At 59.5% G+C, this 12650-nt stretch carries 12 protein-coding genes and 1 tRNA gene; 9 read left to right on the forward strand and 4 right to left on the reverse strand.

All coding sequences use genetic code 11. The features are described 5' to 3' along the window. Positions 1–126: 126 nt before the first annotated feature. Positions 127–2259: a sodium-translocating pyrophosphatase gene (locus tag HF949_RS10515; protein ID WP_292894860.1), complete on the forward strand. Its 2133-nt coding sequence runs from the start codon at positions 127–129 to the stop codon at positions 2257–2259. An 88-nt stretch (positions 2260–2347) separates the two neighbouring features. On the opposite strand, the gene HF949_RS10520 is transcribed toward HF949_RS10515, so the two are convergent. Further along, a complete protein-coding gene (locus tag HF949_RS10520; protein ID WP_292894863.1) occupies positions 2348–2866 on the reverse strand; it encodes an outer membrane protein assembly factor BamE in 519 nt (172 codons plus the stop codon). Between the two features lie 125 nt (positions 2867–2991). On the opposite strand from HF949_RS10520, the gene HF949_RS10525 reads away from it, so the two are divergent. The 7 genes from HF949_RS10525 to HF949_RS10555 all read left to right on the forward strand — a co-directional run bounded on the left by HF949_RS10525 (position 2992) and on the right by HF949_RS10555 (position 7576). After that, positions 2992–3540 (forward strand): ubiquinol-cytochrome C chaperone family protein, encoded by a 549-nt coding sequence (locus tag HF949_RS10525; protein ID WP_292894866.1) that lies wholly within the window; start codon positions 2992–2994, stop codon positions 3538–3540. Between the two features lie 3 nt (positions 3541–3543). Continuing rightward, positions 3544–4113, forward strand: coding sequence for a YceD family protein (locus tag HF949_RS10530; RefSeq protein ID WP_292894869.1), 570 nt, complete (start codon positions 3544–3546; stop codon positions 4111–4113). 110 nt (positions 4114–4223) lie between these two features. Further along, positions 4224–5279 carry a phosphate acyltransferase PlsX gene (gene plsX, locus HF949_RS10535; protein ID WP_292894872.1) on the forward strand — a complete coding sequence of 352 codons (1056 nt, stop codon included), beginning with the start codon at positions 4224–4226 and terminating at the stop codon, positions 5277–5279. A 9-nt stretch (positions 5280–5288) separates the two neighbouring features. Further along, complete coding sequence (locus tag HF949_RS10540; RefSeq protein ID WP_292894875.1) at positions 5289–6260, forward strand: beta-ketoacyl-ACP synthase III; 972 nt, start codon at positions 5289–5291, stop codon at positions 6258–6260. A 108-nt stretch (positions 6261–6368) separates the two neighbouring features. Then, positions 6369–6692 (forward strand): integration host factor subunit alpha, encoded by a 324-nt coding sequence (locus tag HF949_RS10545; RefSeq protein WP_292894877.1) that lies wholly within the window; start codon positions 6369–6371, stop codon positions 6690–6692. 163 nt (positions 6693–6855) lie between these two features. Beyond that, positions 6856–7377, forward strand: coding sequence for a MerR family transcriptional regulator (locus tag HF949_RS10550; protein ID WP_292894880.1), 522 nt, complete (start codon positions 6856–6858; stop codon positions 7375–7377). A gap of 122 nt (positions 7378–7499) precedes the next feature. Further along, positions 7500–7576, forward strand: a tRNA-Pro gene (locus tag HF949_RS10555). Between the two features lie 56 nt (positions 7577–7632). Here HF949_RS10555 and HF949_RS10560 read toward each other — a convergent pair. Further along, positions 7633–8805 (reverse strand): IS481 family transposase, encoded by a 1173-nt coding sequence (locus HF949_RS10560; protein WP_441338361.1) that lies wholly within the window; start codon positions 8803–8805, stop codon positions 7633–7635. Between the two features lie 282 nt (positions 8806–9087). Between HF949_RS10560 and HF949_RS10565 the strand changes: the two genes are divergently transcribed. Further along, a complete protein-coding gene (locus HF949_RS10565) occupies positions 9088–9774 on the forward strand; it encodes a hypothetical protein (RefSeq protein WP_292894884.1) in 687 nt (228 codons plus the stop codon). Between the two features lie 57 nt (positions 9775–9831). On the opposite strand, the gene HF949_RS10570 is transcribed toward HF949_RS10565, so the two are convergent. Both HF949_RS10570 and HF949_RS10575 read right to left on the reverse strand, forming a co-directional pair. Beyond that, on the reverse strand, positions 9832–11073 hold the full coding sequence (locus tag HF949_RS10570) for an O-antigen ligase family protein (protein WP_292894886.1): 1242 nt from the start codon (positions 11071–11073) through the stop codon (positions 9832–9834). After that, positions 11070–12548 (reverse strand): undecaprenyl-phosphate glucose phosphotransferase, encoded by a 1479-nt coding sequence (locus HF949_RS10575; RefSeq protein ID WP_292900124.1) that lies wholly within the window; start codon positions 12546–12548, stop codon positions 11070–11072. Before HF949_RS10575 ends, HF949_RS10570 begins: the two co-directional genes overlap by 4 nt. Positions 12549–12650 lie beyond the last annotated feature (102 nt).

Here is a 12650-nt window from a genome sequence, read left to right on the forward strand (position 1 = left end):
CGTGTCCGCGCGCCTTCGCCCAAGCTGCGCGCATTGGGCCGGGAGGGGCGCAAATGCCGCCGGCCTTTTCAGCGTGACCCGGGAGGGGGTTCCAGCCGAGGGTCGAAATCAAGGGATAGATTGGCAATGAACATGCTTTACGTGGTCATCGCCTGCGGTGTGCTTTCCATACTCTATGCCATCTGGGCAACCCGATCGGTGCTGGCCGCCGATCAGGGCAATGCACGCATGCAGGAAATCGCCGGCGCAATCCGGGAGGGCGCGCAGGCCTATTTGACAAGGCAGTACACCACGGTCGCCATTGTCGGCGTTGTGGTTTTCATTCTCGCGTGGTGGCTTCTCACCGGCGTGGCGGCCATCGGCTTCCTCATCGGTGCGGTGCTTTCAGCCTCCGCAGGTTTCATAGGCATGCACGTTTCGGTGCGTGCCAATGTACGCACGGCGCAGGCAGCCTCTAACAGCCTGGCCGCCGGTCTGGACATCGCATTCAAGTCCGGTGCGATCACCGGGCTTCTGGTGGCGGGGCTCGCGCTGTTGGGCGTATCAGTCTATTTCTGGGTTCTCACTGGGCCGCTTGGCCATGCGCCGACGGACCGTATTGTCATCGACGCACTGGTGGCGCTCGGTTTCGGCGCCTCGCTCATCTCCATCTTCGCGCGCCTCGGCGGCGGCATTTTCACCAAGGGTGCGGATGTCGGCGGCGATCTGGTGGGCAAGGTGGAGGCTGGCATCCCCGAGGATGATCCGCGCAACCCGGCCACGATTGCCGACAATGTGGGCGACAATGTCGGCGACTGTGCAGGCATGGCTGCCGACTTGTTCGAGACCTATGTGGTGACGGTTGTGGCCACCATGGTGCTCGCCTCGATCTTCTTCACCGGCGAGGTGGCACTGACACTCATGCTTTTCCCGCTGGTTATCGGTGGTGCCTGTGTGGTGACTTCGATCATCGGCACATTCTTCGTCAAGCTTGGCTCCAACAACTCGATCATGGGCGCGCTCTATAAAGGCTTCTGGGCCACCGCCGCGCTCTCGGTCGTCGCGCTCGGTGGCATTGTCTGGGGGTGGCTGGGCGGTTCCACGTCCTTCTCGGCCAGCAATGGAAGCACCTTCACGGGTACGTCCCTTTTCTGGTGCGGCGTTGTGGGGCTGGGCGTTACAGGCCTCATCATCTGGATTACCGAATATTATACCGGTGTCGGCTACCGGCCGGTGCGTTCCATCAGCCAGGCTTCGGTGACCGGACACGGCACCAATGTCATCCAGGGACTGGCGGTTTCGCTTGAGGCCACAGCACTTCCCGCCATCGTCATCATCGCCGGCATCATCCTGTCATTCAACCTGGCGGGGCTGTTCGGCATCGCCATAGCGGTGACGACCATGCTGGCACTCGCCGGTATGGTGGTGGCACTTGATGCGTTCGGTCCGGTGACGGACAATGCAGGCGGCATCGCCGAAATGTCTGACCTGCCGAGCGAAGTGCGCCAGACGACCGACGCGCTCGATGCGGTGGGCAACACCACCAAGGCGGTGACCAAGGGCTATGCCATCGGTTCCGCCGGGCTTGGCGCGCTGGTTCTGTTCGCCGCTTATACCGAAGACCTGAAATACTTTGCCGCCAATGCGGAGCCTGGCACCTTCTTTGAAGGTGTGAGCGTGGATTTCTCGCTCTCCAACCCCTATGTGGTGGTCGGCCTTCTCTTTGGCGGGCTGCTGCCGTATCTGTTCGGCGGGCTCTCCATGACGGCGGTTGGCCGCGCGGGCGGTGCCATCGTACAGGAGGTGCGCCGGCAGTTCCGCGAGAAGCCGGGCATCATGGAGGGCAAGGAAAAGCCGGATTACGGTGCGGCGGTCGACCTTCTGACAAAGGCCGCGATCAAGGAAATGATCGTTCCTTCGCTCCTGCCGGTGCTCTCGCCGCTCGTTGCGTTCGCGGTTGTCTATGCCATCGCCGGCAAGAGCGAGGCCTTCTCCGCGCTCGGCGCGATGCTTCTGGGCGTCATCGTCACGGGGCTGTTCGTGGCAATCTCGATGACCGCCGGCGGCGGCGCCTGGGACAATGCCAAGAAATCCTTCGAGGACGGTTTCGTGGATGCCGACGGCATCAAGCACGAAAAGGGTTCGGAGGCCCACAAGGCGTCGGTGACGGGCGATACCGTGGGTGACCCTTACAAGGACACGGCCGGACCGGCAGTGAACCCGATGATCAAAATCACCAACATCATCGCACTGTTGCTTTTGGCCGTTCTGGCTCACTGACAGGCAGGCAAGACCTGCATTCGTGACAAAGAAAAAACCCGCGAGCGTCGCTCGCGGGTTTTTGTTGTTGCCTGAGATTGGCGATCGGTCAGCCGCCGCCGAAGAGGCCTGACGGAGGGCCGCCCTTCGAGGCGCCGGCAAGAATCTGGCCGATAAAGGTCTGTTCCTTGCCGCCAGTCGGCGTGGTGCGTGAAATGAAATCGAACACCTTGCCGTCTTCCATCCCGTAATGGGCGATCTTCGAGACGCGCTCATCGTCACCGAAATAAACAGCGAGAACCTGCTGCTCGACAAGGCGCGGACGCATGAAAGCTGCCCCACGCACCCGTTTCTGCGAAATGTAGTAGAAGGCTTCATCGTCGAAGGTTGCCGTTGTGGACGGCGAACCGAGCGCGAGAAGCACCTGCTCGCGGCTGGAGCCGACGGGAACCAGCTCCAACGCCTGCTCGTCGATGACATAACCCTGCGTAAGGGTTTCGCGCGCATCCAGCGTGTTGGCGACATTGCAGCCGGACAATGCAGCCGCAGCGCCGGCAAGACCGGCGGCCAAAATTGTGCGTCCGACAGGATAAATGTTGATTTTCTTCACCTGCAACGACATCTCCATAGCGTCCCCGGCGCGAAGGCTTTCGAGTGAAAGCCCTTGTCCCCGCCGGCAAAACGGGTAAACCAGCTTAAGCGCCGATGCAACCTGATCCTGTCCCAAACCAGCCCCGAGGGAGGGCATTTCTCATGTTCCAGAAGCTGTTTGGCTTTGGGCAGCGTTCGCGCCGTACGGTCATCGACGGCTTGTATGAACGAATCGTGGCGGCCTCGCGGCAGCCAGTCTTTTATGCACGCTGGGAGGTGCCCGACACGCCGCTCGGCCGCTTCGAGATGATCGCGCTTCATATGATTCTGTTTCTGCGCCGGGTACGAAACGAGGAGGGGGCGGCTGTTCGGGATGTTGCGCAGGAGGTCACGGACGTTTTTTTCGCGGACGTGGAGCACGCGATTCGCGAACTGGGGATCGGAGATTTGGGGGTCCCCAAGCGGATCAAAAAACTGGCACGCATGTTTTATGGCCGCGCCGCCGCCTATGGCGAAGCGATTGACGCCGGCGACGTGGAAACGCTGGCAGCTGCCCTGCGCCGCAATATCCGCCCCGACGCCGAGAATTGGTCGGGTGCCGAACCGCTTGCTCTATATGCGTTTGAAGCTGCGGCCCTGCTTGAAGACCTGAAGGTGGAAGGCCTGACCGCCGCCGACATTTCATTCCCTGATGCAGAAAGGGAGCGCTGAGCCATGATCGACAGGAACGCGACCGATAAGAAGAAAAGGGCGCCGGTCTCACACGAGGTGAATGTTCATCGCCTTGCCCGAAAGGGGATGGCGGTTTTGATCAAGGCTGACGAGAGTGAACGCAAGTCCCTTGCCGACGAGCATGATCTTCTTTCTGTCGAGCGTTTCACAGCGGACCTCACCGTGCGGCCGTGGAAAGCCGATGGCGTGCGCATCACCGGCACGGTGGAGGCGGACATAACCCAGGCCTGCGTGGTGACACTCGAACCCGTTTCAAGCCACATCAAGGAAGACGTGTCCGCGACGCTCGTACCAGAGGGATCGCGGCTGGCGCGCAATGAAATTGACGGTGGAGAGTTCGTACTTGACGCGGAAGGTCCGGACATGCCCGACACCTTTCACGGCAGCATTATTGACGTTGGTGCGCTTGTAGAAGAGTTCTTCACACTCGGCATCGACCCCTATCCGCGCAAAGCCGGGGCTGTTATGGAAGCCGGGCAGCCTGAGGACGAAGCGCCAAAAGAGCCCGGTCCGCTGTATGAAGGGCTGCGAAAGCTTGGACAAAAGTCCTGAATTGCATGTTGAAGGCGCGAAACGAGGTTGTGCCTCCGGTCAAAAACGCTATTTTCGCCGCACATTTGAGCCGATACCGGCGCCCGATCAACCATTGAGGCACATCACGCGTGGTACGCATTTCGATTGACGCTATGGGTGGGGATCATGGTCCCGAGGTCACGCTGCGTGGCCTGACCAAGGTTATCGAACGACGTCCCGACGCCCGCTTTCTCATTTATGGCCGCGAGGATGTTGTCCTGCCGATCCTTGATGGCTTACCCGCCCTCAGGGACGTCAGCGACTTCACGCATTGCGAGGTAGCGGTGCGGATGGACGACAAGCCGAGCCAGGCCCTGCGGCAGGGGCGCTGGAAATCCTCCATGTGGAAGGCCATCGAAGCGGTCAAAAACGGCGAGGCGGATGCCTGTGTTTCTGCCGGCAACACCGGCGCGCTGATGGCCATGTCGAAGTTCTGTCTGCGCACCATGGCCGATATCGAACGCCCGGCAATTGCCGCGATCTGGCCGACCATGCGCAGCGAAAGCATTGTATTGGATGTTGGCGCAACCATTGGCGCTGATGCTCAGCAGCTGGTCGACTTCGCCATCCTTGGTGCCGCCATGGCCAACGCGCTTTTCGATCTCGATCGGCCCACGGTCGGCCTCCTGAATGTGGGGGTTGAAGAGATCAAGGGCCAGGAAGAAGTCAAAGAGGCCGGGCGCATGCTGCGCGAGGCCGCGCTCAACACGATGCGCTATGAGGGCTTCGTGGAGGGTGACGATATTGGCAAGGGCACTGTCGATGTGGTCGTTTCGGAAGGCTTCGCCGGCAACATCGCGTTGAAGACAGCCGAAGGCACAGCGCGACAGATTGCCGGGTATCTCCGCGAGGCTATGGGACGCACGCTGATGGCGCGCATAGGCTATCTTTTCGCGCGTGGCGCCTTCCAGCGTCTAGGCGAGAAGATGGACGTTCGCAAGGTGAATGGTGGCGTCTTCCTGGGCCTCAACGGGATCGTCGTCAAAAGCCATGGCGGGGCGGATGCTGAAGGGTTTGCGGCAGCCGTCGAGCTTGGATATGAAATGGCGCGCAGTCATCTGCTCGACAGGACTCGCGCCACCCTGGACCTCTATCACGCCCGCAAGCCGCAAGTGGCTGCCGGCGCTGCAGCCGTGAATGAATAGGACGCTGTGATGACTAGATCCGTCGTGCGTGGCATTGGCTCTGCTCTGCCACGCCGCATCATGAAGAATGCTGAATTTGAAAAACTCGTGGATACGTCTGACGAGTGGATCGTCCAGCGGACCGGCATCCGCCAGCGTCACATCGCCTCGGAAGACGAGACGACGGCATCGCTGGGAGAGGCGGCTGCGCGCGCGGCTCTCGATAGCGCGGGATTGACGCCAGCCGACATCGACATGATCATTCTGGCGACCTCGACGCCCAACAATACCTTCCCGGCGACCGCCGTGGAAATCCAGGAGCGGCTTGGCATGCCAGGCGGCTTTGCCTTCGACATGCAGGCCGTTTGCAGCGGCTTCGTCTATGCCATCACCACAGCAGATCTCTATATTCGTGGCGGTCAGGCAAAGCGGATGCTGGTGATCGGTTCGGAAACGTTTTCGCGCATTCTCGACTGGAATGACCGCACAACCTGTGTCCTGTTCGGAGATGGAGCGGGCGCGGTGGTTCTGGAGGCCGAGGACGGAGAAGCCGCACTTGCCCAGCGCGGTATCATCGCTTCATCCCTGCGTTCCGACGGCAGCCAGCGTGACAAGCTCTATGTGGATGGCGGACCATCGACCACCTGCACGGTTGGTCACCTGCGCATGCAGGGAAGGGAAGTCTTCAAACACGCTGTCGGCATGATCACTGACGTGATCGAGGATGTCTTTGCCAAGGCTGGCATTACAGCCGACGACATCGACTGGTTCGTTCCGCACCAGGCCAATCGGCGGATCATTGACGCATCGGCCAGGAAGCTTGGCATAGCTGAGGAGAAGGTTGTGGTGACCGTGGATCTGCATGGCAACACTTCTGCAGCCTCTGTCCCGCTGGCGCTTTCTGTGGCCGTCGAGCGCGGCCAGATCAAGAAAGGCGATCTCGTTCTTCTAGAGGCGATGGGCGGTGGTTTCACATGGGGCGCGGTGCTGGTGCGCTGGTAGCGGACGTAAATCACGTGTATCGTCCTTGACCGTTGCGAAGCAATTTTTGTAACGTCAGCGCCACGTATTGAAATCACAAGCATTTTCAAGATCTGGATGGGTAGCCCTATGGGGGGAAAGACACTGACGCGTGCCGAGCTGGCAGAGGCCGTCTATCGGAAGGTCGGACTGTCGCGAACCGAATCCGCTCAGCTTGTCGAAATGGTTCTTCAGGAAGTCTGCGACGCGGTGGTGCGTGGCGAGACGGTGAAGCTTTCCTCTTTCGCCACCTTTCAGGTGCGCGACAAGAATGAGCGCATCGGCCGCAATCCCAAGACCGGCGAAGAAGTGCCGATCTCTCCGCGGCGAGTGATGACCTTCAAAGCCTCGAACGTGCTCAAGGAGCGTATTCTGAAGGCGCATCAGGCAAGGCGCATGCGCAAGAGCGCCTGACACGCGCTTTTGGAAACGGCACCACTCTCATTTTTCCCTGGTCGGGAAGTGGTTTACACTCTCGAATCGGTTGGGTGTTCTGAAGCTGCAAAAGCGGTGGATGGAATGCCCGGTTTGCAGGGCAGGTGGCTTGGCGCGCCGGCCTTCAGGAGATTGCGAGATCATGGACAAGAGCCCCGACGCTTTCCGCACCATCAGCGAAGCGGCTGAAGAGCTGGACCTGCCGCAGCACGTTCTGCGCTTCTGGGAAACGCGGTTTTCACAGATCAAGCCACTAAAGCGGGGCGGCGGCCGCCGCTATTACCGTCCCCAGGATATCGACCTGATCAAGGGCATTCGTCACATGCTCTATGACCAGGGATACACCATTAAAGGCGTGCAAAAGCTTTTGCGCGAAAACGGCAACCAGTTTGTCGTCGCCATCGGTCGTGGCGATGTGGCAGCCGTCGAAGCGATCGCCCAGAGCCATCAGGCCGAAGCCGAGAAAGCCGCTTCTGAAGAGGAAGTTCTGGTGGGCACGCCGAAGGCCAAGCCGAGCAAGCGCTTCTTCGGCTTGGGCCGCGGCGAACAGGATGGGCCTGTCACTGCGGATGCGGCGAGCCTTTCGCGTGACAATCGTGCGCTTCTGCAGGAGGCGTTGTTCGACCTGCTGGAATGCAAGCGCCTGCTCGATCAGGTGCGATAGACGCTTTTCCGCCTTCCCCGAGAGGGCGTTGAAGAAAGTTGGCGCTGCGGACGGCTTTTTGCCTTCGAACGGTTTTTAGGCCTTGCGCGTGGGGAGAGGAAACTATATCCCTTGCGCCGGTTCGGAGCGTAGCGCAGCCCGGTAGCGCACTTGACTGGGGGTCAAGGGGTCGTGGGTTCGAATCCCGCCGCTCCGACCATTTTTCCCTAGGTCCATTCTTGTCACATGGTTTACATTTGATACCGGAGAGATGGTTTACACTTTCTCCGGAGCGAATGGGTTTGATGCCGGTTCGACACGATCCTCCTTATTGTCGAAGAAACCCAGATCATAGTCGAGGAATGAGACGAGCCAAATTCCATCATCGACTTCGCGCAGTCCCAGGATTTGGCCTGCGAAGACCTGGCTGAGATTGATTTTTCGTTTTCCGATGCAGATTCTRCCGCATCGTGTGACACGCACGGTGCGGTCATGAAGCGGGTAGTCCGGTTCGTCGGGCGGCCGATAGGCGCGGGGTGACGGTGTATAGAGTTCGCCCGGATAGGCACCGCCCAGTCCCTGATGGGGCCTTTCATTGTTGTAAACCTCGATGAAGCGATCGAAGCGCTCCTGCTGCTGCAGGAAGTTGAAGGCGGCCGGCTTTGCGGCTTCCTTCTTGAGGGTGAGATGCATGCGCTCGTGGCGCCCGTTCTCTTGCGGATGACCGGGTTTGATGCGTTCGATTGTGATACCCAGACGCARCCACCACACAGACAGCCTGCTCAATCCGAACAGCGCATGCGGGCTGGCGAAGGGYGYGCCGTTATCGGTACGGATTGCGSCTGGCACTCCGAAATCCCTGAAAACCCGCTCGAAAACGGAGAAGGCGAAGTCCGACTTCGTCGAGGTCAAGCCTTCGCAGGCCAGCAGATAGCGCGAATGATAATCGGTGATGGYCAGGGGGTAACAATATTGCCGGTTGCCGAGCCTGAACTCTCCCTTGTAGTCGGCGCACCAAAGGCCGTTCGCCTSAACTGCGCTGCGGAGAGCAGTCCCCCGGGCCTTGTAACGGCGCCGTCTGCGGCGCGTGACCAGGCCGTGCCGGTCGAGCACCGCATGCACCGTGCTGATGGCGGGGGGCTTGATCATCGGATATTGCCGGATCAGCTTGTCGCGGATCTTTGGCGCCCCCCAGGATGAATGTTCGCGCTTCAGACCCAGGATGCAGCGCTCGATCTGGACGGGAAGCCTGTTGGCCTGGCGATAGGGTCGCCGTGAGCGGTCGTTCAACCCGTCAAGGCCACACTCCTTGTAGCGCTCGAAAATCCTGTAGCCGGTGACCCGTGATATGCCGAACTCCCGGCAAAGAGGCGCCATCTGCTCTCCTTCAAGCAGACGAGCGATGAATCTGAGACGTTCGTCCATTGGCTTACACTCTTTCCAAGGCATTCGGGTTCCCCCAAATGCGAGATGTGTAAACCATGTGTCCGGTATGAAGTGTCACCTATCTCTCGATAAGCTCACTAGATTTTGGCGTATCGAGGCCTCTCTTGTCTGACGCCCTGACTTGCTGGTTTTGAAAATTCCGGCTGGCTTGCAAGCAACGTCCACTGATCTGATCGCGGTTCGAAGCCACACCTATCCTGCTCGTGTTTCCTTCGTGCGCCAGATCCCGAATGCATGTTTTGTGTTAGGCTTTGCCAGTAGACACCACTGCTGGAGCTGATTTCGATGAGAAAAACATCCCTTCCGCAGTTTCTTCGGAGCGCATGCCTGTCAGCGATCTGGTCGTTGGGCGCATTGTCTGCCGCATCAGCCGAGCCAGAGCGCATCACCTTTGCACACAAAAACTGGTCGGACCTTCGGGGCATACTCAATGTCTTCGAAACGCTCAGGTCGGCCTGCCTTACCCAACCGGTCACGCAGGAACTTCCCGCGCAACTGTTGCCCGAGGGATACCAGATTGTCTCATCTGACCTTTACGCCCTCGGCTTTGAGGCTGGCTCGAAGCCGAAAGCGGTGGTGCTTTCCAAGAATGGGGAGGAGGCAAGGGATCTCGCCGAGGGAGAGCCCTACGTGGAACTGACATTCGCCACTGATGCAACACCGAGCGGCGGTTGCCGTGTAACGTGGAGCAGGGACTGGGATTACTCCGAGGGTGTGAACGGCGTAATGAATAGCATGGCCGTTCTGTTCGATCCCTGGTTCTCGTATTCGCTCAGGGCCGTGCGTGCGTCACGGCCAGACGAAGGGTTCACGCCGCAGGATCAATATAGCCAGGTCAGCGAATGGGCGGTGCCATGCTTTGATGGTCAATGGTGTCGAGTGGGCGCTATTCTTGAGTTGAGGCGGGATGAAGGGGTTCGCCTCACCATAACGCGAGGCGAAGAGCCGGTGGGCGCACGGAATGACAACTAGGTCGAGAGCGCGGTGTGGAGGTGTATGCAGCCATTCTGACGCCGGCTCCGCCTCATCCTAAAGGCGCCGTGCCATCCACTTCTGCTCCAGCGCGATCATGCCCCATAGAAGGCCGAGGAGGAGGTAGAAATGGCGCCAGTGATCGGTGTCGATGACGGTGCCGAGGGCCACATGTCCAACGAAGACGATGTAGACGCAGATCAGATATGGCTGCCAGGGGCGGCGGCGGAACAGAATGCGGAAGCCTGCTGTCACCGTCCACAAAATCAGCGTCAGGTAAGCAGCGAAACCTAACCATGAATAATCGAGCAATGCCTTGAGCCAGATATTGTGCGTGTCCTCACCGAGAATCTGGCCGAATTGCAAAGGCCCAATTCCAAAAGGGTGCTCGGTCGCCCATCCGAAACCAATCCCGAACCGGGCAAAGCGGCCAAGGCGGGCGCTGTCATAATCCTGCACGAGCTGAGCGCGTTGGGTGAAGAGCTCCGAGACCGCCGGAATCTGAAGTGCGAGAATGAGGGCAAGTGCGATGCCGGCGGCCGCAAGCAGCGCCGTAACGGCAATACGCAGCCGCGCGCTGGCTGTACCGGCATTGAGAAAGACAGCGAGAACGAGAAGGCTTGCCGTCATGAGAAGAAGGCCCCACGCGCCCCGCGAAAATGAGAAGAAGATACCACCCGTGATGATGAGCAAAAGCGGAGCGGACAGAAGAGCAATGCGTGGCCGCGCGGTCAGGATCAGGTAAAGCAGATAGATCGCTGGCAGTGTGAGAAAAGGGCCGAAGACGTTCGGATCTTCGAACACACCGGCTGCACGCCCGAACTTGGTAAACATCTCGGCGCCGGGAAACGCGTTGAAATAGCCCAGAATGCCGAACAGCGCGGTGGCCGCGGCAGCCGCCACCCAGGCACGGAAAACAACAGAAAGCAGCTCGGACTCCGCCTCGATGATCGCGGCGAAGAATACGGATGTGAGAGCGAGGAAGAGCGACACCGCGATGTAAAGCGGGATCGTGCCGAGATCTGCAAGTTGGGACAATGAAATAAGACCGCCGATATTGAAAGCGACGAGCAGCGCCAGAAGCGGCGCGGTCCGTCGCGATATCCGCAGGCCTGCGAGCGCCCAGATTGCGATCAGGCCCACCATGTAGAGCTCATAGGGGGCTGGTTCGCGAATAACGAAGCCCGACAGGAAAACTCCAAAGCCGATCGCTGCCAGCTTCGCGAGCGAAACCAGCTTGGCGTCGATGGCGGCGCGGGCAAGCCCGGGCGGCTCTCTATCGTAGGTGAGCAGGCTCAATAGGCGTTTTCCGTATTGAACAGGCTGATTGGCGTCAGGAACAGGATCTTGAGGTCGAGCCAGAGCGACCAGTTTTCGATGTAATAGAGATCGTACTCCGTGCGTTTGCGGATTTTCTCGTCCGAATCAACCTCGCCGCGCCAGCCATTGATCTGCGCCCAGCCGGTGACACCGGGTTTCACTTTGTGACGGGCGAAGTAGCCATCGACGACTTCTTCATAAAGCCGATTGTGTGCCTGGGCGGCCACCGCATGCGGCCGCGGCCCCACCAGAGAAAGGCTGCCAAAAAGCGCGTTGAAGAACTGAGGCAGCTCATCGATGGATGTCTTGCGGATAAAGCGGCCGACACGGGTGACCCGTGGGTCGTTCTTGGTCACGGCATTTCTTGCCGTCGGGTCGCACTGATCCACATACATGGAGCGAAACTTCAGCACCTCAATGGACTCGTTGTTGAAGCCGTGGCGCTTTTGCCTGAACAGCACAGGCCCCTTGCTGTCGAGCTTTATTGCGATGGCCGTGGCGATCATGATTGGAGAGAAAACGAGAATTCCGAGCAGGCTGAAGAAGATGTCGAACCCTCTTTTAGCGACCGAATCCCAGTCGTTGATGGGACGGTCGAAAATATCCAGCATCGGCACCGAGCCGATATATGAGTAGGCACGCGGGCGGAACCGCAGATGGTTTGCATGAGCCGAGAGACGGATGTCGACCGGCAGCACCCAGAGTTTTGAAAGAAGCGACAGCACACGCTTCTCTGCCGAGATTGGCAACGCGACAATCAGCATGTCGATCCTGGCGATGCGGGTGAACTCCACCAGTTCGGTGATGGTGCCGAGCTTCGGATAGCCGGCAACAACGGGCGGTGAGCGCAGATCGTCGCGATCATCGAACAGTCCGCAGATGCGTATGTCGTTATAGGGTTGCTGCTCGATGGAGCGAATGAGTTGCTCGGCGTTGGCACCCCCACCCACGATAACCGCTCGGCGTTCGATCGTGCCGTTGCGCGCCCAGCGGCGCAGGAGCTGCGACATGGTAATGCGCAACACCAGAAGCGTCATGAACCCGCAGACAAACCAGGACCCGAGCCAGAAGCGCGAAAAGCTGTCGGAAATTTTCAGGAAGAAACCCGTCAGAGCCAGCGCCGCGAATGTCGCCATCCAGGCGATGAACACTCGCCCCATTGCGCCGGTTGGGTTGCGCAGCGCGCGCATCTGGTAGCAGCTGGTGAATTCGCACAGCACCACCATGAGAAGGGAGCCGCCGCCGATTACGGTCATATAGTGCCAAAAAAGCACTGGCGAGAAGCCTACGTAAATCGCGTAGAGAACAAAGCCGGTCGCGAGCAACATCACGAGCTCGACCAGGCGCATTACACCCAGAACCATGACTGGCGACATGGTCTCGCGCTTGTATTGTTGTGCGACCTGCCAAGCTATGGGGTTGAGCTTGCTCTGCTCCTCGCCGGCCTTCAGCATGCCCGATTGTTTCGGCGCCTTCGATACCTGAAGCCGTTTCGGGTCAATCTGATTCATGAACTGGCAATGCCCCCTGAGGTTTGCGACCGTACGATAGGTGCC

The sequence above is a fragment of the Nitratireductor sp. genome (assembly GCF_017794765.1).
Classification (GTDB): Bacteria; Pseudomonadota; Alphaproteobacteria; order Rhizobiales; family Rhizobiaceae; genus Nitratireductor.